Source organism: Synechococcus sp. 8F6 (assembly GCF_002252665.1).
In the GTDB taxonomy this organism is placed as follows: domain Bacteria; phylum Cyanobacteriota; class Cyanobacteriia; order PCC-6307; family Cyanobiaceae; genus Cyanobium_A.
Genome location: NZ_NQKZ01000016.1, coordinates 1 through 20,784 on the forward strand (window position 1 = coordinate 1; position 20,784 = coordinate 20,784).

The 20,784-nt window shown below is 67.7% G+C and carries 23 protein-coding genes; 12 read left to right on the plus strand and 11 right to left on the minus strand.

What is annotated here, in order from left to right; genetic code table 11:
• Positions 1 to 423: IS1595 family transposase (locus tag CJZ78_RS10785; RefSeq protein WP_143592912.1), on the plus strand; the 423-nt coding region annotated here is incomplete at its 5' end.
• Here the strand turns inward: CJZ78_RS10785 and CJZ78_RS10790 are convergent.
• The 3 genes from CJZ78_RS10790 to groES form a co-directional block, all read right to left on the minus strand.
• On the minus strand, positions 398 to 616 hold the full coding sequence (locus tag CJZ78_RS10790; protein WP_094561333.1) for a hypothetical protein: 219 nt from the start codon (positions 614 to 616) through the stop codon (positions 398 to 400). The genes CJZ78_RS10785 and CJZ78_RS10790 overlap by 26 nt on opposite strands.
• Positions 617 to 1,230: 614 nt before the next feature.
• The gene (gene groL, locus CJZ78_RS10795; protein WP_094561334.1) at positions 1,231 to 2,865 is read right to left on the minus strand and encodes a chaperonin GroEL; all 1,635 of its coding nucleotides are present in this window, start codon (positions 2,863 to 2,865) and stop codon (positions 1,231 to 1,233) included.
• 68 nt (positions 2,866 to 2,933) lie between these two features.
• The gene (groES, locus tag CJZ78_RS10800) at positions 2,934 to 3,245 is read right to left on the minus strand and encodes a co-chaperone GroES (RefSeq protein ID WP_094561335.1); all 312 of its coding nucleotides are present in this window, start codon (positions 3,243 to 3,245) and stop codon (positions 2,934 to 2,936) included.
• A 245-nt stretch (positions 3,246 to 3,490) separates the two neighbouring features.
• Between groES and atpD the strand changes: the two genes are divergently transcribed.
• The gene (atpD, locus tag CJZ78_RS10805; RefSeq protein WP_094561336.1) at positions 3,491 to 4,951 is read left to right on the plus strand and encodes a F0F1 ATP synthase subunit beta; all 1,461 of its coding nucleotides are present in this window, start codon (positions 3,491 to 3,493) and stop codon (positions 4,949 to 4,951) included.
• 29 nt (positions 4,952 to 4,980) lie between these two features.
• Positions 4,981 to 5,388 (plus strand): ATP synthase F1 subunit epsilon, encoded by a 408-nt coding sequence (gene atpC / locus CJZ78_RS10810; protein ID WP_094561337.1) that lies wholly within the window; start codon positions 4,981 to 4,983, stop codon positions 5,386 to 5,388.
• A gap of 190 nt (positions 5,389 to 5,578) precedes the next feature.
• Here atpC and CJZ78_RS10815 read toward each other — a convergent pair whose 3' ends face one another.
• Positions 5,579 to 6,055, minus strand: coding sequence for a 30S ribosomal protein PSRP-3 (locus tag CJZ78_RS10815; protein ID WP_369802055.1), 477 nt, complete (start codon positions 6,053 to 6,055; stop codon positions 5,579 to 5,581).
• Positions 6,056 to 6,132: 77 nt separating this feature from the next.
• Between CJZ78_RS10815 and CJZ78_RS10820 the strand changes: the two genes are divergently transcribed.
• The 4 genes from CJZ78_RS10820 to CJZ78_RS10835 are packed head-to-tail and all read left to right on the plus strand — an operon-like array spanning position 6,133 to position 8,284.
• On the plus strand, positions 6,133 to 6,792 hold the full coding sequence (locus CJZ78_RS10820; RefSeq protein WP_094561339.1) for a transaldolase family protein: 660 nt from the start codon (positions 6,133 to 6,135) through the stop codon (positions 6,790 to 6,792).
• Between the two features lie 17 nt (positions 6,793 to 6,809).
• Complete coding sequence (locus CJZ78_RS10825; RefSeq protein ID WP_094561340.1) at positions 6,810 to 7,598, plus strand: TIGR01548 family HAD-type hydrolase; 789 nt, start codon at positions 6,810 to 6,812, stop codon at positions 7,596 to 7,598.
• 26 nt (positions 7,599 to 7,624) lie between these two features.
• Positions 7,625 to 7,870, plus strand: a complete 246-nt coding sequence (locus CJZ78_RS10830) for a hypothetical protein (RefSeq protein ID WP_094561341.1) — start codon at positions 7,625 to 7,627, stop codon at positions 7,868 to 7,870.
• 3 nt (positions 7,871 to 7,873) lie between these two features.
• Positions 7,874 to 8,284, plus strand: a complete 411-nt coding sequence (locus tag CJZ78_RS10835; protein WP_094561342.1) for a type II toxin-antitoxin system VapC family toxin — start codon at positions 7,874 to 7,876, stop codon at positions 8,282 to 8,284.
• Between the two features lie 3 nt (positions 8,285 to 8,287).
• Here CJZ78_RS10835 and CJZ78_RS10840 read toward each other — a convergent pair whose 3' ends face one another.
• Positions 8,288 to 9,607, minus strand: coding sequence for an aminopeptidase P N-terminal domain-containing protein (locus CJZ78_RS10840; protein ID WP_094561343.1), 1,320 nt, complete (start codon positions 9,605 to 9,607; stop codon positions 8,288 to 8,290).
• A gap of 119 nt (positions 9,608 to 9,726) precedes the next feature.
• Between CJZ78_RS10840 and CJZ78_RS10845 the strand changes: the two genes are divergently transcribed.
• Genes CJZ78_RS10845 through ald form a run of 5 tightly spaced genes read left to right on the plus strand, consistent with a single transcriptional unit; the run spans position 9,727 to position 15,729 of the window.
• The gene (locus CJZ78_RS10845) at positions 9,727 to 10,743 is read left to right on the plus strand and encodes a CNNM domain-containing protein (protein ID WP_094561344.1); all 1,017 of its coding nucleotides are present in this window, start codon (positions 9,727 to 9,729) and stop codon (positions 10,741 to 10,743) included.
• Positions 10,740 to 12,065 carry a GTP-binding protein gene (locus tag CJZ78_RS10850; RefSeq protein WP_094561345.1) on the plus strand — a complete coding sequence of 442 codons (1,326 nt, stop codon included), beginning with the start codon at positions 10,740 to 10,742 and terminating at the stop codon, positions 12,063 to 12,065. The genes CJZ78_RS10845 and CJZ78_RS10850 overlap by 4 nt, the downstream gene beginning before the upstream one ends.
• Positions 12,062 to 12,712 carry a nicotinate-nucleotide adenylyltransferase gene (locus CJZ78_RS10855; protein WP_094561346.1) on the plus strand — a complete coding sequence of 217 codons (651 nt, stop codon included), beginning with the start codon at positions 12,062 to 12,064 and terminating at the stop codon, positions 12,710 to 12,712. Before CJZ78_RS10850 ends, CJZ78_RS10855 begins: the two co-directional genes overlap by 4 nt.
• Positions 12,712 to 14,574 (plus strand): NAD+ synthase, encoded by a 1,863-nt coding sequence (locus CJZ78_RS10860; protein WP_094561347.1) that lies wholly within the window; start codon positions 12,712 to 12,714, stop codon positions 14,572 to 14,574. Before CJZ78_RS10855 ends, CJZ78_RS10860 begins: the two co-directional genes overlap by 1 nt.
• Before the next feature lie 3 nt (positions 14,575 to 14,577).
• Positions 14,578 to 15,729: an alanine dehydrogenase gene (gene ald / locus CJZ78_RS10865; RefSeq protein ID WP_094561348.1), complete on the plus strand. Its 1,152-nt coding sequence runs from the start codon at positions 14,578 to 14,580 to the stop codon at positions 15,727 to 15,729.
• On the opposite strand, the gene CJZ78_RS10870 is transcribed toward ald, so the two are convergent.
• The 6 genes from CJZ78_RS10870 to atpA all read right to left on the minus strand — a co-directional run bounded on the left by CJZ78_RS10870 (position 15,730) and on the right by atpA (position 20,730).
• Entirely contained in the window at positions 15,730 to 16,794 is a 1,065-nt protein-coding gene (locus CJZ78_RS10870; protein ID WP_094561349.1) for a DUF3326 domain-containing protein, read from the minus strand. It abuts the gene before it with no gap.
• Positions 16,791 to 16,958, minus strand: a complete 168-nt coding sequence (locus CJZ78_RS10875) for a hypothetical protein (RefSeq protein ID WP_198953887.1) — start codon at positions 16,956 to 16,958, stop codon at positions 16,791 to 16,793. The genes CJZ78_RS10870 and CJZ78_RS10875 overlap by 4 nt, the downstream gene beginning before the upstream one ends.
• A 32-nt stretch (positions 16,959 to 16,990) precedes the next feature.
• Entirely contained in the window at positions 16,991 to 17,353 is a 363-nt protein-coding gene (locus tag CJZ78_RS10880) for a 2Fe-2S iron-sulfur cluster binding domain-containing protein (protein ID WP_198953888.1), read from the minus strand.
• Between the two features lie 36 nt (positions 17,354 to 17,389).
• On the minus strand, positions 17,390 to 18,112 hold the full coding sequence (locus CJZ78_RS10885; protein ID WP_094561373.1) for a TIGR02466 family protein: 723 nt from the start codon (positions 18,110 to 18,112) through the stop codon (positions 17,390 to 17,392).
• 131 nt (positions 18,113 to 18,243) lie between these two features.
• Entirely contained in the window at positions 18,244 to 19,197 is a 954-nt protein-coding gene (locus CJZ78_RS10890; RefSeq protein WP_094561351.1) for a F0F1 ATP synthase subunit gamma, read from the minus strand.
• A gap of 15 nt (positions 19,198 to 19,212) precedes the next feature.
• Positions 19,213 to 20,730 (minus strand): F0F1 ATP synthase subunit alpha, encoded by a 1,518-nt coding sequence (gene atpA, locus CJZ78_RS10895; protein WP_094561352.1) that lies wholly within the window; start codon positions 20,728 to 20,730, stop codon positions 19,213 to 19,215.
• Positions 20,731 to 20,784: the final 54 nt, after the last annotated feature.

Here is a 20,784-nt window from a genome sequence, read left to right on the forward strand (position 1 = left end):
GGCCATCCAATTCACGTCAGGATCACCGCCGTAAGTGGCTTCAGCTCAGAAGCGATCTCTGACTGGGCCAAACACCATCTGGCACCAGGCAGCCAGGTGCTCTCCGATGGCCTGGCCTGCTTCCGCGCCGTGACCACGGCCAACTGCCACCACAAGGCGGTTGTTACCGGTGGCAAGCACCCCAACGAGCTACCGCAGTTCCGTTGGATCAACACTGTGCTGGGCAACCTCAAGACCGGCTTCAACGGCACCTTCCATGCCTTCAACTTTGACAAGTACGCTCGGCGCTACCTGGGCGGCTTCTGCTTCCGCTTCAACCGACGCTTTGCAATGGCTGCGATGACAGAACGCATTGCCAATGCTGTTTGCTGCTGCAAGCCAGTCACAGAGGGGGCTCTCAGGGTTGCGGAGGCTTATGGGTAATCAGGTCGCCCGAAGCAAAGGGCAACTGCAGGGGCAAGCGACAGAGCGAGTCGCCGCTCACCGCCAAGCTGAGCGCGGTGCCATAGCCCACCACCAGCTCCTGCTCGGCCCGTCCTTCCCAGAGATCGCGGCGGTAGCGGGCCATGCGCACGCCGTCGTTCCAGAGGCCCAGGCTGCGCAAGGCCTGCTCCACCAGGGGGTAGGAGCCCTCCGGCAGAGCCAGGGAGGGAAACTCGGCAATCGCTTCGATGCTGATCAGGGTTGCGGTTGGTGGGCAGATCGGGCAATCCCGTGATCAGGGCATCAACGACGCGCTCGTCCACCAGCTGTAAGGTGCGCCGCACCCCCACGATGTTTGACGCCCCCAACAGCCATCCCTCCGGGGCTGGGCTGCTGAGCAACGGCGCCGACCAGTAGGTGGCTTCCAGGCGCAGCGGCCTGTAGCCGCGCCAACGGGCCTCCTGATGCACGTGCCGCTCCCGCAGCAACAGGCTGGTGTCACCGATCAGCTCCCATTCGCCGTGGCGACGCTCCATCGCCAGCCCAAACAACTGCAGACAGCGTTTGCGGTAACGGCTCGTGGTGGTTTCGGTGGTGCCATAGCGCCGCTCCACCTGCTCAGCCGACCGCAACCAGAGCAGAGCGTCGAGCGCCTCCAAAACATGCAGCTCAATCAAAACACCCCCACGATTCAGCGAATGCCACAAAAAAGGGAGAGGAGGGTAAACCCTCACTCTCCCCATTCCTCAGTGACAGTGATCAGAAGACAGGAGGCTGGCCTGAAGTGATCAGGCTGGCCTGCTTCGATCAATAGTCGAAGTCACCGCCGCCCATGCCGCCGCCGGCAGGAGCTGCTTCCTTCTTGTCGGGCAGGTCGGCCACGATGCACTCGGTGGTCAGCACCATGCCAGCGATCGAGGCGGCGTTCTGCAGGCCAGAGCGGGTCACCTTGGCGGGATCGACGATGCCGGCAGCCAGCATGTCGACATACTCGCCGGTGGCGGCGTTGTAGCCCTCGTTGAAGGGCTTGTTGCGCACGTTTTCAGCCACCACGGCGCCGTTGACGCCAGCGTTCTGGGCGATGCGCATCAGCGGAGCGGTGAGGGAGGACGCCACGATCGTGGCACCGATCAGCTCTTCGCCAGAGAGATTGGCCTTGGCCCATTCCTCGAGGGCGGGAGCCAGGTGGGCCAGGGTGGTGCCACCACCAGGAACGATGCCTTCCTCAACGGCCGCCTTGGTGGCGTTGATGGCGTCTTCCAGGCGCAGCTTCTTGTCTTTCATCTCGGTTTCGGTGGCAGCGCCCACCTTGACCACGGCCACACCGCCGCTCAGCTTGGCCAGACGCTCCTGCAGCTTCTCCTTGTCATAGGAGGAGTCGGTTTCGTCCATCTGCTTGCGGATCTGCTCGCAGCGGGCCTTCACGGCCACCTCGTTGCCCTCGGCCACGATGGTGGTGGTGTCCTTGTTGATGGTGATGCGGCGGGCTGTGCCCAGCATCTCCAGTTTTGCGTTTTCCAGCTTGAGGCCGGCGTCCTCGGTGATCAGCTGACCGTTGGTAAGAACGGCGATGTCCTCGAGCATGGCCTTGCGGCGATCGCCAAAACCAGGCGCCTTCACAGCCGCCACGTTCAGCACACCGCGCAGACGGTTCACCACCAGGGTGGCGAGGGCTTCCTTCTCGATGTCCTCAGCGATGATCAGCAGAGGCTTGCCGGTGCGGGCGATCTGCTCCAGCACGGGCACCAGGTCTTGCACCAGGCCGATCTTCTTGTCGGTGAGCAGGATGTAGGGCTCTTCGAGCACCGCTTCCATGCGCTCGGTGTCGGTTGCGAAGTAGGGCGAGATGTAGCCCTTGTCGAAACGCATGCCCTCGGTGACCTCCAGCTCGGTGGTCATCGACTTCCCTTCTTCCAGGGAGATCACGCCTTCCTTGCCAACCTTGTCCATGGCATCGGCGATCATGCGCCCCACCTCTTCGTCGTTGCCGGCGGAGATGGTGCCCACCTGGGCGATGGCGCTGGAGTCGGAGATCGGCTTGGCGTGCTCTTCGATCTTCTTGACGAGGAAGTCGGAAGCCTTGTCGATGCCGCGCTTGAGGCTGATGGCATTGGCGCCGGCGGCCACGTTGCGCAGGCCGGCCTTGACCATGGCGTGGGCCAGGACCGTGGCGGTGGTGGTGCCGTCACCGGCGGCGTCGTTGGTCTTGGAGGCGGCCTGACGGATCAGGGCCACACCGGTGTTCTCGATGTGGTCCTCGAGTTCAATCTCCTTGGCGATGGTGACGCCGTCGTTGACGATCTGGGGGGCGCCGAACTTCTTCTCCAGCACCACGTTGCGGCCCTTGGGGCCGAGGGTGACAGCAACGGCTTCGGCCAGGATGTCAATGCCTTTTTCGAGAGCCCGGCGGGCGTTCTCGTTATAGATGATGCGCTTAGCCATGGAAGGCGATGTCCTTATAGGGTTGAATCTGAATGGACAGGATCTAAGTCAGCCCAAGCCGTTAGGGCTCAGTTGACGATCGCGAGAATGTCCTTCTCGGAGAGCAGCACGAATTCGTCGCTGCCGAGCTTGATGTCGGTACCGGCATACTTGCTGTACAGCACCTTGTCGCCCACGCTGACTTCGGGAGCCTGACGGCTGCCGTCATCGTTGCGCTTGCCGGGGCCGATCTGCACCACCTCACCCACCTGGGGCTTTTCCTTGGCGGTGTCGGGCAACAGGATGCCGCCGGCGGTTTTCTCCTCCGATTCGGACACCTTGATGAAAATGCGATCTCCGAGGGGCTTAACCGTGGAGACGCTGAGAGAAACAGCAGCCATGGATGAATTGCGAAAGCAACGGCATGGCGCCTGAGACGCCACAGGATTGCGAGCTGAAGTGCGCCGAAAAGGCGATTTAGCACTCAAGCTCGATGAGTGCCAACCTATGCGGGCACACGGCGGGCTGGCCAGCCCCGCGCTGTGCGGGTGACCGAACCCCTGGAGGCGGGTTAGAGGCGGTGGTAAGGTTGCGCCGCTTCAGGTGGGATGGTTCCCCCTCAGCACTCCTTGCGTCTTCCTTCCCTATGGCAGCTGCTACCGCCACCGGCACCAAAGGCATCGTCCGGCAGGTGATTGGCCCGGTTCTCGACGTTGAATTCCCGGCCGGCAAGCTGCCCAAGATTTACAACGCGCTTCGGATCGAGGGCAAGAACTCGGCGGGCCAGCAAGTGGCCCTGACGGCTGAAGTGCAGCAGCTGCTGGGCGACCACCGGGTGCGCGCCGTGGCCATGAGCACCACCGACGGCCTGGTGCGGGGCATGGAAGCCCTCGACACCGGTGCCCCGATCTCCGTGCCAGTGGGTGAAGCCACCCTTGGCCGCATCTTCAACGTGCTCGGCGAGCCCGTCGACGAGCAGGGCCCCGTCACCACCAAGCTGACCGCCTCCATCCACCGGCCCGCCCCCAGCCTCACCGAGCTGGAAACCAAGCCCAAGGTGTTCGAGACCGGCATCAAGGTGATCGACCTGCTGGCCCCCTATCGCCAGGGCGGCAAGGTTGGCCTGTTCGGCGGCGCCGGCGTGGGCAAAACCGTGCTGATCCAGGAGCTGATCAACAACATCGCCAAAGAGCACGGCGGCGTATCCGTATTCGCCGGCGTGGGTGAGCGCACCCGCGAAGGCAACGACCTCTATGAGGAGTTCAAGGAGTCGGGCGTGATCAATCCCGACGATCTCTCCAAGTCGAAGGTGGCGCTCTGCTACGGCCAGATGAACGAGCCCCCCGGCGCCCGCATGCGTGTGGGCCTGTCGGCGCTCACCATGGCGGAGCACTTCCGCGATGCAAACAAGCAGGACGTGCTGCTGTTCGTCGACAACATCTTCCGCTTCGTGCAGGCCGGCTCCGAGGTGAGCGCGCTGCTGGGCCGCATGCCGTCGGCTGTGGGCTACCAGCCCACTCTCGGCACCGACGTGGGCATGCTGCAAGAGCGCATCACCTCCACCCTGGAAGGCTCGATCACCTCGATCCAGGCCGTCTATGTGCCCGCCGACGACCTGACTGACCCGGCTCCGGCCACCACCTTCGCCCACCTGGACGCCACCACCGTGCTGAGCCGCGGCCTGGCCTCCAAGGGCATCTACCCCGCTGTGGATCCGCTGGATTCCACCAGCACCATGCTGCAGCCCGCCGTAGTGGGTGATGAGCACTACCGCACCGCCCGCGCTGTGCAGTCCACCCTGCAGCGCTACAAGGAGCTCCAGGACATCATCGCGATTCTGGGTCTGGACGAACTGTCGGAAGACGACCGCCGAACCGTGGACCGGGCCCGCAAGATCGAGAAGTTCCTCTCCCAGCCCTTCTTTGTGGCTGAGATCTTCACCGGCCAGAAGGGTGAATACGTGAAGCTCGACGACACCATCAAGGGCTTCAACATGATCCTTGCCGGTGAACTCGACGACCTGCCGGAAGCCTCCTTCTATCTGGTGGGCAACATCGACCAGGTGAAGGCCAAGGCTGCCAAGATCCTCGCCGACGCCAAGGGTTGATCCCCTCTCCCTCCTGAGGACCCCTACCCATGAGTCTCACCCTGCGCGTTCTGGCCCCCGATCAGAGCGTTTTTGACGGAACCGCTGAAGAGGTGATCCTGCCCAGCACCACCGGACAGGTGGGCATCCTGCCGGGCCACGTCACCATGCTGGCCGCGCTGGACACCGGCGTGATGCGCCTGCGCTCCGGCGGTGCCTGGTCGACGATCGCCCTGATGGGTGGCTTCGCCGAAGTGGAAGCTGACGAGGTGACGGTGCTGGTTAACGGTGCTGAACTCGGCAGCAGCATTGATGCCGCCTCGGCTGAAGCAGCCTTTGAGGCCGCCCAAAGTGCTGCCGCCGCCTTCGAAGGCCAAGCCACTAGTGCCAACAAGGCGAAGGCACTGCAGGCCCTGGCCACGGCCCGTGCCCGTTTCCAGGCCACCAAGGCGGGCTAGTTCAGCCGGGAGCTCATCTCCCATCTCCACTGAGCGCCCTAACCCCGGGGCGCTTTTTGAAGGGAGCTAAGCAGGCAGGTGGGCGCGATCCACACACGACAACATCCGCACAGCAACCACAAAAAAGCGCCCCCTGAGGGGCGCAGGAATGATTAAGCGGCTTGCCAGTGTGGCTGACTAAAACGACCGATCAGGCGGTCCCGCAGAAGGTGACATCGGGGAATTTGAGCTTGGCCTCGTCGAGGCTCTTGCCCTTGCCCTCTTCCTGCCAGTAGTTGATCACCTCGGTGGCCTTGTTGAGCACCTCAACGCGCTCGTTGTCGGTGATCCAGCTCTTGCCCTCGAGTTCAGACTTAAGGGTTTCCCAGGCATCTTCCCGGGGCCAGAAGAAATAGGAGGTGAGTGGGCTGGGGCCGCCACCCACGATCTGGTCAACAGCCAAAGCCACGTTGTCGGGCAACCAGAGGATCTTGAGCAGGAAGCGACCTTCGTCGGCCTTCGGGGTGTAACCGGAAGGAACGCCGTCTTCGTCGATAGTGGCAGTGGCCAGAGCAGCACTGCCACCACGCATCACCGGACGCCCCTGGGTGGTGGTGTCTTCAGCGGCCGCCGCCACTTCGGGCGCATCGGTCACATCAGCGCCTGGAGCGCTCTCGGTGGCTGTCATGGGGTCGGCGCTCAAGGCAACACGTCAAACAACTAACCTACCAGCCGCTCCGCCGGTCACCGGCCTGCTCCCCGGCCATGGCCTTGCGCCTGTTCCTCGATTCGGCCGATCCGCAAGCCTGGCAGCAGTGGCTGCCCAGCGGCCTGTTCCACGGCGTCACCACCAATCCCACCCTGCTGCGCCGGGCCAACCAGCCCTGCAGCCTCCACGGCCTGGCTGAGCTCAGCCGCGTGGCCCTGGCCCATGGCATCGCCGAACTGCACCTGCAGGCCTGGGGCGCCAACGCAGCGGAGATGCTGCAGTGCGGCCAGGCCCTTGCGGCACTGGCCCCCGGCCGCATCGCCGTGAAACTGCCCGTGACCCTGGAGGGCGCGGCGGCGGCTCGCGACCTCACGCGCGCCGGCATCCCCATCACCTTCACCGCCTGCTACGAGCCCCACCAGGTGTTGATCGCCGCCGCCCTGGGGGTCGCCTACATCGCCCCCTACCTGGGCCGAATCAACGACCAGGGCCGCGATGGCGTGGCGGAGGTGATCGCCATGCAGCGCAGCCTTGATGGCGTTGGCTCAAGCGTTCGACTGCTGGTGGCCAGTCTGCGCCAGCCCCACGATCTCACCCGCCTGGCGGGCGCCGGTCTGAACACCTTCACGATCAGCCCGGAGCTGGCCGCAGCCCTGTTCAGCTGCGAGGCCACCACCGCCGCCAGCGCCCAGTTCGAGCGCGACGCCCAAGCCTGATGTCGCCAGCACCGCGGATGCCAAGCCCCCCCCAGGCCGTTGTGCTGTTTGACATCGACGGCGTGATCCGCGATGTGAGCGCCAGCTACCGCCGGTCGATCGTGGAAACGGTGCACCACTACGCCGGCCAGCGGCCAGAGCCGACTGCCATCGACGCGCTCAAGAGCGAAGGCCGCTGGAACAACGACTGGGAGGCGTCGCTGGAGCTGCTGCGGCGGACAGGCCACACACCTCTGCCGGCGTTGGAGGCACTGGTGGCCGTGTTCGAAGCCTTCTATTTCGGCGGCGATCCCGAGGGCGACCCCAGCCAATGGCGGGGGTTCATCGGCGACGAGCCGCTGCTGGTGCAGCCGTCCTTCTTTGCCGCCCTAACGGCGGCCGATCTGGCCTACGGCTTCGTCAGCGGTGCCGAACCGCCCTCCTGCCGCTATGTGCTGCAAACCCGCCTGGCCCTGAGCGATCCGCCCCTGATCGCCATGGGGGATGCGCCCGATAAGCCGGATCCCACCGGCCTGCTGCGGCTGGCCGCCCCGCTGGCGGGGGGAGTGCTCGGGCCCGAAGCGCCTGCGGTGGTTTACCTGGGCGACACCGTGGCCGATGTGCGCACCGTGCAGCGGGCCCGCGCCCAGTGCCCTGGTCAGCGCTTCCTCAGCCTGGCGGTGGCCCCGCCCCACCTGCACGGCCAGCCGGAAGCGCGAGCCGCCTACGAGGCGCGCCTGCGGCAGGCCGGCGCTGATGCGGTGCTTGCAAGCACCACGGAACTTCTGAGCCGCCTGAAGCGCCTGGATGCCATCAAGCTGAACTAGCTTGCAATCAGATAGTGCTATCAGCCATGCCAGCCATCAGTGTTCGCGGCCTGGATGAGGCCCAGCTGAACCAATTGAAGGAGCAGGCCCGCCAGCAAGGCATCAGCCTCAATCGCCTCGTGCTGCGGCGCTTGACAGGAGAGCCGTCCGCACCGAACAACCAGCATCAAGATCTGGACGACCTGGCTGGCACATGGTCTGAGGAAGAGAGCGATGCCTTCAGCGCGGCCATCGCCCCCCTCGAACAGATCGACCCGGAACTCTGGGCCTGAGCCATGCGGCCCATTGCCCTGGACACCAATGCCTATACCGGGTTTAAGCGGGGCCTTCTTCCCTGCGTGGAGCTGGTGCAACGTGCCGACAGGCTGCTGATCAGCAGCACCGTGATCGGAGAACTGCTGGCGGGCTTCGCCTGCGGCACGCGCGAAGCCCGCAACCGTGAGGAACTCAGCCAGTTTCTGGCCTCAGGGCGCGTCGACCACTGCCCCTGCAGCTTGGCCACCGCCGACACCTATGCGCTGATTTACCGAGACCTACGCCGCAAGGGTCGACCCATTCCCACCAATGACATCTGGATCGCCGCCAGTGCCGTTGAGATGGGATCCGTCCTGTTCAGCTTCGACGTGCATTTTCAGCAGATTGATGGGCTGCGGGTCATCCAGAGATGGGCTGATGCCCTGCCCTGATCCTCAGCGCTCCAGGGCCGCCGGCGCCTTCAGGGCTGCGGCGGTGAGGTTCTCGTGGCCATGTTCAGTCACAGCCACGTCGTCTTCGATGCGGATGCCGATCCCCTTCCAGTGCTCATCGATGGCGGGCTGGCCGTCGGGCACCGGCAGGCGATCGCTCACGTAAAGGCCTGGCTCGACGGTGAGCACCATGCCCGGCTCCAACTCCACGTGGTGCTCGCCCAGCCGATAGGCGCCCACGTCATGGACGTCGAGCCCCAGCCAGTGGCCGGTGCGGTGCATGTAGAGGTGGCGATAGGCCCCCTGCTCAATGATCCCGTCGGGATCGCCCGTCAGCAGGCCCAGCTCCAGCAACCCCTCCACCAGCACACGCACGGCCGTGTCGTGCACGCCCTCGGACGTGAACCCCGGCGCCACGGACGCCACCGCCGCTTCCTGGGCCGCCAGCACCAGCTCATACAGGGCCCGCTGCTCGCCACTGAAGCGGCCGCCCACCGGGAAAGTGCGGGTGATATCGCCGTTGTAGTAATCGCCCAGGGAGCAACCGGCGTCGATCAGCAGCAAGTCGCCGTCGCGCAGGGAGGCGTTGTTGGCGGTGTAGTGCAGCACGCAGGCGTTGTCGCCGCCGGCCACGATCGTGCCGTAGGCGGGGCCACGGGCCCCCTGCTCCATGAAGTGCTGCTCGATCACCGCCTGCACCTGGCGCTCGTTGAGGCCGGGTCGCACCACCTGACGGGCCAGCTCGTGAGCTTCAGCGGAGATGCGCGTCGCCTCCCGCATCCGCTCCAGCTCCTCGGGCCCCTTGCGCAGCCGCAGGTCGTGCAGCAGCGGGCAGGGGGCCACCAGACCAAAGGCAGCCGAGCCGCTGCGGGGGGCCCGATCGAGCTGACCGGCCCAAGCCGCCAGTACCAACGGCTCCACCTTGGGGTGCCGGCCGACGCGGAAGGCGATGCCCTCAGCACCCTTCAGGTAGTGGGGCAGCCGCTGCTCCAGTTCGCTGCGGGGATGGGCCAGATCGGCACCAAACTCAGCCACCGCCCCTTCGGTGCCCCAACGGAACCCGTTCCACACCTCGGCGCTGGGCTCCTTGGGGGCCACAAACAACACAAAGCGTTCGCCCTCGGGCCGGTGGGGCAGAAACAGCGCCACCGCATCCGGTTCATCGAAACCGGTGAGATACCAGAAGTCGCTGTTCTGGCGAAAGGGCCACTCGCAGTCAGCGTGGTGGGTGACGAGCGGCGCCGCCGGAATCACCGCAGCCGCCTCCCCCAACAGCTCGAAGAAGCGCGTGCGCCGCTGGGCAAAGATCGACAGATCGAGCATGGGTAACGGTCTGGGGGCCTGGCTGGGCGCCAGTCTGGAGCAGTCGGCGCTGCAGACGTTGGCGATAGGCGTTGGCAGGGACGATTGAATAGGTGCATGGCCTGCAGTCACGCGGCGGAATGAACGACCTGCTCGCCCTGGCGCTGCTGGTGGTGGTGGTGATCGCCGGATCGGCCCTGTGCTCGGGGGTGGAAGCGGCCCTGCTCACGGTCAACCCCGTGCGCGTGCATGAGTTGGCGGCCCGCAGCCGGCCCGTACGCGGCGCCCGGCGCCTGGAGCAGCTGCGGCAGCGACTAGGCCGCACCCTCTCGGTGCTGGTGATCGCCAACAACGGCTTCAACATCTTCGGCAGCCTGATGCTGGGCGGCTATGCCGCCACCGTGTTCAGCCGCCAGGGCATCGAAGGCATCGCCCTGCCGCTGTTTTCAGTGGGGCTCACCGTGTTGGTGATCCTGCTGGGCGAGATCCTGCCCAAGGCCCTGGGCAGCCGCCTGGCCCTGCCGGTGGCCCTGGGCAGTGCACCGGCCCTGGCGGTGGTGGCGCAGCTGATGCTGCCGCTGGTGCTGCTGCTGGAGCGGCTGCTGCCAGCGATCACCGCCGAAAACGAAATCAGCACCGACGAGGAGGAAATTCGCCTGCTGGCCCGGTTGGGCTCCCAGAAGGGCCAGATCGAAGCCGATGAGGCGGCGATGATCGCCAAGGTGTTCCAGCTCAACGACCTCACCGCCCGCGACCTGATGACGCCGCGGGTCGCGGCCCCCACCCTGGAAGGGGCCGCCAGCCTCGACCAGCTGCGCGATGCCTTGCTGGCCCAGAACGCCGAGTGGTGGGTGGTGCTCGGCGAGGAGGTGGATGAGGTGCTGGGGGTGGCCAGCCGCGAGAAGCTGCTCACGGCCCTGCTTCAGGGCGATGGGGCCCGCAGTGCTGCCTCCCTGAGCGAGCCGGTCGACTACGTGCCCGAGATGATCCGCGCCGACCGGCTGCTCACCGGCTTTCGCCGCAACAGCACCGGCGTGCGGGTGGTGGTGGATGAATTCGGCGGCTTTGTGGGGGTGATCGGCGCCGAGGCGGTGCTGGCGGTGCTGGCGGGCTGGTGGCGGCGGCCCCAACCCGCCGCCGAGGGAGCCCGGCCATGAGGCCCACCGCTGGCGCAACTGCGGTGCCCGCCACCCCTGAGCGCTGCCAACAGCTGCTGGAGCAGTGGCGCCGCCAGCTAACGCTGAGTGGCCGCGAGCAAAGCCAGCTGGACGGCCAGCGCCAGGCCCTCGATCGCCAGCTGGAGCGCCTGCGCCAACGCTGCCTGCGGGTGGCCGTGTTCGGCCGGGTGGGGGTGGGCAAGTCGAGCCTGCTCAATGCCCTGCTAGGGGAGGCGGCCTTCGCCACCGACGTGGCCCATGGCTGCACCCGCCACCAGGCCGCCCGGGCCTGGAATCAGCCGATTGCTGGCCTGCAGCGGGTGGAACTGGTGGACACCCCCGGCATCGATGAAATTGCCGCTGCAGCCCGGGCTCGGCTAGCGGCCCGGGTGGCCCTGGGCGCCGACCTAGTGCTGCTTGTACTCGATGGCGACCTCACCAGCGTCGAGCACGACGCCCTCGCGCCCCTACTGGCCAGCGGCAAGCCGCTGCTGCTGGTGCTCAACCGCTGCGACTGCTGGAGCGACGCGGAGCAAGCCGAGCTGATCGCCAGCATCCAGCGGCGCCTGCCCGCCGCCGCCCGGCACCTGGAGTTGATCCCGGTGGCCGCTGCACCGCGCCAGCCCGAGCTGCTGGCCGATGGCCGGGTGCGCAGCGTCCCCCAGCCGCCCCGGGTGGCACCGCTGCGCCAGGCGTTGGTACAGCTGCTGGAGCAGCACGGAGCGCTACTGCTGGCCCTCAATTCTCTCGGCGCCGCCGACCGCTTCCACCAGGTCCTGCAGCGCTGGCGTCTGGGGGCCAGCCGCCAGGCCGCCCAATCCCTAATCGGCCGCTTCGCCGCCCTCAAGGCCACGGGCGTGGCCGCCAACCCTCTGGTGCTGCTGGATCTGGCCGGCGGCCTGGCCTGCGACACCGCCCTGGTGCTGCAGCTCTGCCAGCTCTACGGCCTGCCCATGCACGGTGCCGGCGCCCGCCAACTGCTACGGCGGCTCTCGGGCCACAACGCCCTGCTGGGGGGCGCCCAGCTCGGCATCCAGCTGCTGCTGGGGGCGCTGCGCCAGCTGCTGCTGCTGGCGGCGCCGCTCACCGGCGGGCTCAGCCTGGCGCCGGCCGCGCCGGTGGCCCTGGCCCAGGCGGCCCTGGCTGTGCACACCACCCGGCTCACGGGCCGGCTGGCGGCCGCCGAACTGCTGCGGGGCGCCCAACGGGGAGGGCGCCCCGGGGCCCTGCTGCGCCGCCTAGCCCGCACCGATCCCCAGGCGCGCCTGTGGCTGGGCGATCGCCCCGAGCCACCGGCCAACCTGCAGGCTCTGCTGCCGTGAGCACTTGGTCCGTTGAGGCTGGGGCCGTCGAGGCTGGCGAAGGCCCGGTCGCCCTGTTCGGCACCAGCGCCGATCCGCCCACCCGCGGCCACCAGGCCCTGCTGGAGGGGCTGCTGCAGCTCTATCCCACGGTGATTACCTGGGCCAGCGACAACCCCCACAAGCAACACGGCGCGCCCCTAGAGCAGCGGGCGGCCCTGCTCGGCCAACTGGTGGCCGCCATCGGCAACCCCCGGCTCAGCCACCGGCAGGAGCTGAGCAGCCCGTGGGCGATCACCGCCCTGGATCGGGCGGCGGCGTGCTGGCCCGGCCGCGAGCTGGTGTTTGTGGTGGGCAGCGATCTGGCTCCCCAGATCCCCAGCTGGAAGCAGGCCCAGGCGGTGCTGGAGCGCTGCCTGCTGGCCATCGCCCCCCGGGCCGGCTGGCCCCTGCAGCCGGGCAGCGTCGAGGCGCTCGAGGCCCTCGGCGGCCGGGTGATCAGCCTCAACCTGGAGGTGCCCGCCACCGCCAGCTCGGCGGTGCGCCAGAACCCAGACCCCAGCCAGATCCCCGCCGCCTTGATGCCGCTGCTGCTGGAGCACAATCTCTATGGGCTGACCCGCTCGAGCCACACCCGCCGCCTCGACCGCCACCTCGAAAGCCCCTGATGCGCCTCGCCCTGGCCCAACTCAATCCGCTGGTGGGCGACCTGGCGGGCAACGGCGCGCGGATTTTGGCGGCCTGCCACCAGGTTGCTGCCCAGGGGGCCAGCCTGGTGGTCACCCCCGAGCTCTCGCTCTGGGGCTACCCGCCGCGCGACCTGCTGCTGCGGCCGAGCCTGATCACCCAGCAGGGTGTTGTGCTGCAGCAACTGGCCGACGCCCTGGCGGAGGAGCTGCCCCAGCTGGCCGTGCTGGTGGGCATCGCCGAACCCAATGGCGCGGCGGCGTTGCCCAACCTGTTCAACGCCGTGGCCCTGGTGGAAGCCGGCAGTTGGCGGGTGGTGGCCCGCAAGCGGCTGCTGCCCACCTACGACGTCTTCGACGAACAGCGCTACTTCTGCGCCGCCAGCGAGCCGAGCCTGCTCGAGCTGGAGCAGGGTGGCCGCCACTGGCGCCTCGGGCTGACGATCTGCGAAGACCTCTGGGTGGAGGAGGACCTGCAGGGCCACCGCCTGGCTGGAGCCGATCCCGTCGCCGAATTGCTCCCGCACCACATCGACCTGCTGCTCAACCTCTCGGCGTCCCCTTTTGGCCAGGCCAAAGTGGCCCTGCGCCAGAGCCTGGCCCGCCGTGCCGCCACCCGGCTGGGCTGCCCCGTGGTCTACGTCAACCAGGTGGGCGGCAACGACGAGCTGGTGTTCGACGGCGCCAGCTTCGTGGTGGATCCCGGTGGCGGTGTGGATGCCGGCAGCGCAGTGGAGGCGGGTCGTGGAGTGGTCTGCCAGCTGGCCTGTGGCCGCGAGCAGGTGTTGACCTGGGATCCCGCGTCCTGCTGCCAACCCTCCCCGGCATCCTCCAAAAAAGGACCACAACAAGAACCACATCTCCAACACCCATCCGACCGCACCGCCACCAACGCCGCCCCCAGCACCCCCCACCCGGACGCCCTCCTGCTCACCCCGGTGCCCGAGCCGCTCGAGCAACTGTTCCGCATCCTGGTGCTGGGCGTGGCCGACTACGCCCGCAAATGCGGCTTCCACGCTGCGCTGCTGGGGCTGAGCGGCGGCATCGATTCGGCCCTGGTGGCCGTGATCGCCGCCGCCGCCCTGGGGGGCGAGCGGGTGCAGGGTCTGCTGATGCCCTCCCCCTGGAGCTCGGAGGGGTCGCTGCGCGACGCCCAGGCCCTGGCCGCCCGGCTGGGGCTGACCACCCAGATCGCGCCCATCGCCCCGCTGATGGCCGGCTTCGACGCCGCCCTCACGCCGGTGCTGGCCGGCCCGCCCGCCGGCCTGGCCGCCGAAAACCTGCAGTCGCGCATCCGCGGCACCCTGCTGATGGCGGTGGCCAACCAGCAGGGCCAGCTGCTGCTCTCCACCGGCAACAAAAGTGAGCTGGCCGTGGGCTACTGCACCCTCTACGGCGACATGAACGGTGGCCTGGCGGTGATCGGCGACCTCTACAAAACCACCGTGTTTGCCCTTTGCGCCTGGCTCGACAGCCCTGCCGCCGGCCCCTGCCGCCGCGCGCTGGGGCTGCCGGCCGATGGCGAGCTGGTGGGGCAGGCCATCCGCGAGAAGCCGCCCAGCGCCGAGCTGCGGCCCGATCAGCGCGACAGCGATTCGCTGCCCGACTACGCCGTGCTCGATCCGATCCTGCGCCGCTACATCGAACACCTGCAAAGCCCGGAGGAGCTGATCGCCGACGGCACCCCGGCCGAGCTGGCCCATCGGGTGATGGCGCTGCTGCGCCGGGCCGAATTCAAGCGGCGCCAGGCCCCGCCCCTGCTCAAGATCGGCAGCCGGTCGTTTGGCAGTGGCTGGCGGATGCCGATCGCCGCCGCCAATCTGGAGGGACGTTTGCGTAGCTGATCCATGGCAGCCCCCAGCCCCGGCGCGGGCCACACGGCACCAATGGCCAGCATCGGCGTGCCAGCGGAAATCAAGCGCGATGAGCAGCGGGTGGCCCTCACACCCGACGCCGCCGGCGACCTGGTGAACCAGGGCATGGAGGTGCGCATCCAGGCCGGCGCTGGCCTGGGGGCAGGATTCACGGACGAGCAGTTTGCCGCCGCCGGCGCCCGGTTGGTGAGCGCAGAGGAGGCCTGGGCCGCCCACCTGGTGGTGAAGGTGAAGGAGCCCCAGCCGGAGGAATTTGCCTTCCTGCGCCCCGACCTGGTGCTGTTCACCTACCTGCATCTGGCGGCCTATCCCGATGTGGGCCGGGCCCTGCTGGCGGCCGGCACCACAGCGGTGGCCTACGAAACGGTGCAGCTCGACGACGGCTCCCTGCCCCTGCTGGCGCCGATGAGCGAGATCGCCGGCCGCATCGCCGCCCAGGTGGGGGCCCACCTGCTGGAAAAACCCCACGGCGGGCGCGGCATCCTGATGGGGGGCTGCACGGGGGTGCGGCCGGCCCGGGTGGTCGTGCTGGGGGCGGGCAGTGTGGGCTGGAATGCGGCCCGGATCGCCGCCGCGATGGACGCGGAGGTGTTTCTGCTGGACCGCTCGCCCCAGAAATTGCGCAGCCTGGAGGCCCACCGCCGCGGGCGCCTGGTGAGCCTGGTGAGCAACCGCAGCCTGATCGAACGCCTGGTGCCGCAGGCCGACCTGCTGATCGGCGCCGTGCTCACGGCCGGCGGCCGCGCTCCCACCCTGGTGAGTGAAGCGCTGGTGCAGCAGATGCAGCCTGGCTCGGTGATCGTCGATGTGGCGATCGATCAGGGGGGCTGCATTGCCACCAGCCGCGAGACCACCCACACCGATCCGGTGCACACCCTCCACGGCGTGCAGCACTACGCCGTCGGCAACATGCCCGGCGCCGTGCCCTACACCTCCACCGAAGCGCTGGTGAGCGTCACCCTGCCCTACATCCTGGTGATGGCTGGGCGGGGCCTGGTGGAGGCCGTCACCGATCGCCCCGAGCTGCTCTCGGGCCTCAATACCGCGGCTGGGGCCGTGTGCCACCCGGGCGTGGCCAGGGCCCTGGGGGTGACACCCCGGCACCCGATGGCCTGCCTGCAGTGACTAGCGCAGGCGGGGCAGGGGCCGCTCCAGGGCGGCGGGGCTGATCCCCTCCCGCAGGGCCACCAACAACCCCGCCGCTGCCGCATAACTGTCCGCCGTCAGCACCTCCAGCCCCAGGGCCTCGGCCGAGACCGCCAGCACACAGGGGTTGTGCACAGCGATCACGGGAATGCCGCGCTCAGCGCAGGCCAGCACGGCAGCACCGCCGAGGGCTCCTGCGGGTGCGACCACGGCCCCCACGTCACCGATCTGCAGCAGGTCTGCACCCGCTGCCCAGGGCGCGGACGCACCAGCTGCCAGCGGCACCAGATCGGGCGCCCGGCTCAAGCCCACCAGCACGCAGGCCAGAAACGTGTAGCCCAATTCCTCCCCCGCCGCCCGCGGATCGAGATCGGGATCCAGCGGCAGCGGGCTGAGGGCCGGCGCATGGGCGCAGGGGATCCCCAGCTCCCGGCTGAGCAGATGGCTGATCACCGCTTCGGCGCCGGCCAGGGCATCCACGCCAGAGCCCTGGCGATAGGCCGCCAGGGCCTCACTGCCGGGATCCTCCGGAAAGCGGGCCACCACGGCGATGGCCGTGGCCCCAGCCGCCTGCAGCTGCCGGCCAGCCCGCAGCAGGGCATCGGGGCGGCCGAGCTGCCCCCAGCTGGCGCCGCTGGCCCCCTGGCGCAAGGAAACCTCAAGGGGCGCATCGGTGCTGACCACCGGGCCGATCTCCAGGCCCAGGCTGGCGCGACAACCCTCAGCCACCTGCAGGTGGCGCCAGCGCAACTCCTCTTCGATACCAGCATCGAGCAGCAGTCCCACCCGCTGCCGGCGCACCGGCTGCAACGCCAGGGCCCCGGCGGCGAAACGATCCAACGCCGACCCCTCCACGTAGTGGATGCGCGGGTCACTCCAGTAGAGGGCCGCCCCGTTCATCACGTTGGGGTGGGTGATCAGGCAGCCGCTGGCGGCCGCCAGCAAGCGGGCGACGGGTAGGCCATCGCCCGCGTAGCCGCCGAGCTCGCAACCGATGCCGGTCGGAATCACCAGCAGCGTGGGCAGGGGCCGGGAGGCCGTCATGCCAGCACCACCGCTTCAATCGTCAGCACCGCACCCCCGGGTCCCGCCTGGGGATCGGCGGCCGGCTCCACCGCGACGATCGCCCAGCGCAACGGCTGCCCCTCAGCCGCCAGGGCGGTTTCGATCTGGACCAGCAGCGAGCCGGGGCCGCGGGGGAGACGCAAGGTGACGGGGCGCAGGCTGAGCGCCGAGCTGCTCACTTCTGGTATTGGCCGAACTGGGCTTCGTAGAGGGCGTCCTCCATCCCCGCCTGGAGCTTGAGATCCGCCAGGGGAAAGGAGACGCAGAGCAGGGCATAGCCCTGCTGCTGCAGCTCGGCCTTGACGCCCATGGCGTCGGGCTGGTGCACGCTGCCCTCGCTGATCAGCGCCGCACAGGTGGTGCACACCCCCGAACAGCAGGAGCTGGGCAGGGGCACGCCGGCCGCCTCGGCCGCGGCCAGCACGGTCTGGTCGCTGCGGCAGGGGAAAGTGTGCTGGGCGCCTTCAAATGCGGCGGTGATCGTGAAGGTCTGGGGATCGGTCACGGGAGGGGCCGGATCGGAGCTGCGATGCCCCATCTTCCCAGCCCGCCTCCACGCACCCGGCGGGCGGGCTCACAACTCCTGCCACTGGCTGGGGTGGGGGGCCAGGTATTCCGGCGGCGTAGCTCCGGCCTCAGCGGCAGGTGCGCTCAAAGCGAAATCGATGCTGAGGGAGCAGCGCAGATCGTCGGGGTCCTCGTTGGGCAGCACGGCGTGATCCAGGCAGCTGGGGAACAGCAGCAGCAGGCCGGCCTGGGGAGCCACATCCACCCAGGGAGCGGTCCAGGGCGAGGGGGCGAGGGGACCGCCGTGCCCCACGGCCATGCCCGGCACCAGCTCGTTGATCTGCCGCTTCGGCCACAGGCGCAGACAACCGCTGCGCCCGGTGCCATCGCCATTGAGGTAGTAGATGGCACTGAGATGGGCATTGGGGTGGTGGTGCCGGCCCACCACCTGCCCCGCCTCGCTGAGCACCGGCCAGCAGCGCTGAATGTGCAGGGCCGTCTTGGCGTGATCAAAGCCGAGCTGCTGCAGGTAGGCCTGCGCGTGACCAGCCAGAACGGCGATCAAGGGCGCAAAGACGCGATGGCGCTGCAGCTGCCACACGCCGTTGAGATCCCCCGTCCAGGCACAGCCGGGATCCGGATTCGAGCCAGCCTCACCTCTGAGGCTATTCATCGCCTGAATCTGAAGCGCCGTCTCGAGTGGATCGGGCAACAGCTGCACCCGTCCGAGCGCCACGGGGAACAGGGTCTCGATCGCCAGCCCGGCAGCGGCAGGCAACGGCTGGAGCATCGGCTCCTCCACAACGCACAGGGATTCCGCTCCAGCATCTCAGCCGCAGCAGCGCACAAAAATCCCCGACCTCCACGCGGTGGCGGGGAGTTCGGGGATGGAGCGCTGACGGCAGCGTGAAGAGGCTGTGCTCAGGCCATGGCCGCGGCGCCGCCCACCACTTCCAGGATCTCCTGGGTGATGGCCGCCTGACGCGCCTTGTTGTAGTCGAGGGTGAGGGTCTTGGCGAGCGCCTTGGCGTTGTCGCTGGCGTTGTTCATGGCCGTCATCCGGCTGGCGAGCTCGGAAGCAGCAGCCTCCTGGAGGGAGCGCAGCAACTGGTTTTCCAGATACAGCGGCAGTAGCGCATTGAGCAGCTGATCCGGGCTCTGATCGAACACGATGTCGGACGGCAGCTTGGGCTGCGGGTTGGCGGCCGTACCCACTTCCACACCCAGCTGACCATCCCGGGTGGTCAGACGGAAGATCTCGTCTTCAGGGATAGCAATGCCCTGGGGATCCAGGGGCAGCAGGGTCTGGATGACCGGCTTGGAGCTCACCAAGTTGATGAACTTGGTGAAGATGATCTCCACCCGGTCGGTGGTGCCGGCGAGAAACTCCGCCAGCACCTCGTTGGCGATGCCCATCGCCTCATTCGCCTTGGGAACCTGCTCGAGGCCCGTGAAGGTGGCCCGAATGGTGTATTGGCTGGCGCGATTCTGGAAATAGGTGATCGCCTTGCGGCCGATCAACACCAGATCCACGGCATAGCCCTGGCCCTTGAGCTCAGCAACGCGCTGCTCGGTGCGCTTGATGATGTTGGCGTTGTAGCCGCCGCACAAACCGCGATCGCCGGTCACCGCCATCAGGGTAATGGTGGCCACATCGCGCTGCTCCAGCAGGGGAGCATCGGCATCTTCAAAGCGCATGCGCGACTGGAGATTTTCCAGCACGCGAGCGAGGCGGTCGGCGAAGGGCCGGCTGCGCAGCACCTGCTCCTGGGCACGGCGCACCTTGGCGGCCGCCACCAGACGCATGGCCTCGGTGATCTTGCGGGTGTTCTTGACCGAACTGATCCGGTCGCGGATGTCCTTGAGGTTTGCCATCGGTACTCCCCCTCCTCAAACGGAGGCGAGCATGGTCGACTTCACCTCGTTGATCGCATCCTTAAGCATGGCCTCAGCTTCGTCGCTGAGCTGCTTCTCGGTCTGCACCTTGGAGATGTAGTCGGCCTTGTTGCTCTTGAGGTAGTCGCGCAGCTCGCGGCAGAACTGCACGACCGACTCCACGGGCACTTCATCGATCAAGCCCTTGACACCGGCATACACGACGGCGACCTGCTCGGCCAGGATCAGGGGGCTAAACTGGGGCTGCTTGAGGATCTCGCGCAGGCGCTTGCCACGCCCCAGCTGCTGCTGGGTGGCGGCGTCGAGGTCGGAGGCGAACTGGGAGAACGCGGCCAACTCGTCGAACTGGGCTAGTTCCAGCTTCAGGGTGCCGGCGATCTTCTTGATGGCCTTGGTCTGGGCGGCACCGCCCACCCGGCTCACCGAGATGCCCACGTTGATGGCGGGGCGCAGACCGGAGTTGAACAGGTCGGAGCTGAGGAACACCTGACCATCGGTGATCGAGATCACGTTGGTGGGGATGTAGGCCGACACGTCTCCGGCCTGGGTCTCGATGATTGGCAGGGCGGTCATCGAACCCTTGCCCATGGCATCGCTCAGCTTGGCGGCGCGCTCCAGCAGGCGGCTGTGGCAATAAAACACGTCGCCGGGGTAGGCCTCACGACCGGGGGGACGGCGCAGCAGCAGCGACATCTGGCGGTAGGCCTGGGCCTGCTTGGTGAGGTCGTCGTAGATCACCAGGGTGGCTTTGCCCTTGTACATGAACGACTCAGCCAGGGCTGCGCCGGTGTAAGGAGCGAGGTATTGCAGTGCGGCCGACTCGGAGGCACTGGCGGCCACCACGATGGTGTAGTCGAGGGCGCCTTTCTCGCGCAGCACTTCCACCACGTTGGCCACGGAAGCAGCCTTCTGGCCCACGGCCACATAGACGCAGACAACGTCTTCACCCTTCTGGTTGATGATCGTGTCGATCGCAATGGCGGTCTTGCCGGTCTGGCGGTCGCCGATGATCAGTTCGCGCTGGCCACGGCCGATGGGGATCATCGCGTCGATGGCGGTGATGCCCGTTTGCATGGGCTCGTGCACCGATTTGCGCTGGATGATCCCAGGCGCCATCGATTCGATCAGGCGGGTTTCGGTGGTGGCGATGTCGCCCTTGCCATCGATCGGCTGGCCGAGGGAATTCACCACCCGGCCGAGCATGGCGTCGCCCACGGGCACGGCGGCGATCTTGCCGGTGGCCTTGACGGTGCTGCCTTCCTGGATGCCGCGGCCTTCGCCCATCAGCACCACACCCACGTTGTCGTCCTCGAGGTTGAGGGCGATACCTTCGGTGCCGTCTTCAAACTGCACCAGCTCGCCGGCCATCACCTGCTGCAGGCCATACACGCGGGCGATGCCATCGCCGATCTGCAGCACGGTTCCGACGTTGCTGACCGAGACCGACTTGTCGTAGTCCTCAATCTGCTGCTTGAGGATGGCGCTGATCTCGTCGGGGCGGATGGAAACCATGGGAGGAAGTCCCCACAGGGGGAGCTGATGAAAGGGGAGGCGTTGAAGCGGAGA

Excerpts from the sequence above, each read along its gene's own strand:
- atpC (WP_094561337.1), top strand. The coding sequence starts at position 4,981 with ATGAGTCTCACCCTGCGCGTTCTGGCCCCCGATCAGAGCGTTTTTGAC.
- atpD (WP_094561336.1), top strand. The coding sequence starts at position 3,491 with ATGGCAGCTGCTACCGCCACCGGCACCAAAGGCATCGTCCGGCAGGTG.
- CJZ78_RS10850 (WP_094561345.1), top strand. The coding sequence starts at position 10,740 with ATGAGGCCCACCGCTGGCGCAACTGCGGTGCCCGCCACCCCTGAGCGC.
- CJZ78_RS10890 (WP_094561351.1), bottom strand. The coding sequence starts at position 19,197 with ATGGCAAACCTCAAGGACATCCGCGACCGGATCAGTTCGGTCAAGAAC.
- CJZ78_RS10825 (WP_094561340.1), top strand. The coding sequence starts at position 6,810 with ATGCCAAGCCCCCCCCAGGCCGTTGTGCTGTTTGACATCGACGGCGTG.
- CJZ78_RS10885 (WP_094561373.1), bottom strand. The coding sequence starts at position 18,112 with ATGCTCCAGCCGTTGCCTGCCGCTGCCGGGCTGGCGATCGAGACCCTG.
- CJZ78_RS10845 (WP_094561344.1), top strand. The coding sequence starts at position 9,727 with ATGAACGACCTGCTCGCCCTGGCGCTGCTGGTGGTGGTGGTGATCGCC.
- CJZ78_RS10830 (WP_094561341.1), top strand. The coding sequence starts at position 7,625 with ATGCCAGCCATCAGTGTTCGCGGCCTGGATGAGGCCCAGCTGAACCAA.
- CJZ78_RS10880 (WP_198953888.1), bottom strand. The coding sequence starts at position 17,353 with ATGGGGCATCGCAGCTCCGATCCGGCCCCTCCCGTGACCGATCCCCAG.
- ald (WP_094561348.1), top strand. The coding sequence starts at position 14,578 with ATGGCAGCCCCCAGCCCCGGCGCGGGCCACACGGCACCAATGGCCAGC.
- CJZ78_RS10835 (WP_094561342.1), top strand. The coding sequence starts at position 7,874 with ATGCGGCCCATTGCCCTGGACACCAATGCCTATACCGGGTTTAAGCGG.
- CJZ78_RS10840 (WP_094561343.1), bottom strand. The coding sequence starts at position 9,607 with ATGCTCGATCTGTCGATCTTTGCCCAGCGGCGCACGCGCTTCTTCGAG.
- CJZ78_RS10860 (WP_094561347.1), top strand. The coding sequence starts at position 12,712 with ATGCGCCTCGCCCTGGCCCAACTCAATCCGCTGGTGGGCGACCTGGCG.
- CJZ78_RS10820 (WP_094561339.1), top strand. The coding sequence starts at position 6,133 with ATGGCCTTGCGCCTGTTCCTCGATTCGGCCGATCCGCAAGCCTGGCAG.
- groL (WP_094561334.1), bottom strand. The coding sequence starts at position 2,865 with ATGGCTAAGCGCATCATCTATAACGAGAACGCCCGCCGGGCTCTCGAA.
- atpA (WP_094561352.1), bottom strand. The coding sequence starts at position 20,730 with ATGGTTTCCATCCGCCCCGACGAGATCAGCGCCATCCTCAAGCAGCAG.
- CJZ78_RS10870 (WP_094561349.1), bottom strand. The coding sequence starts at position 16,794 with ATGACGGCCTCCCGGCCCCTGCCCACGCTGCTGGTGATTCCGACCGGC.
- groES (WP_094561335.1), bottom strand. The coding sequence starts at position 3,245 with ATGGCTGCTGTTTCTCTCAGCGTCTCCACGGTTAAGCCCCTCGGAGAT.
- CJZ78_RS10815 (WP_369802055.1), bottom strand. The coding sequence starts at position 6,055 with ATGACAGCCACCGAGAGCGCTCCAGGCGCTGATGTGACCGATGCGCCC.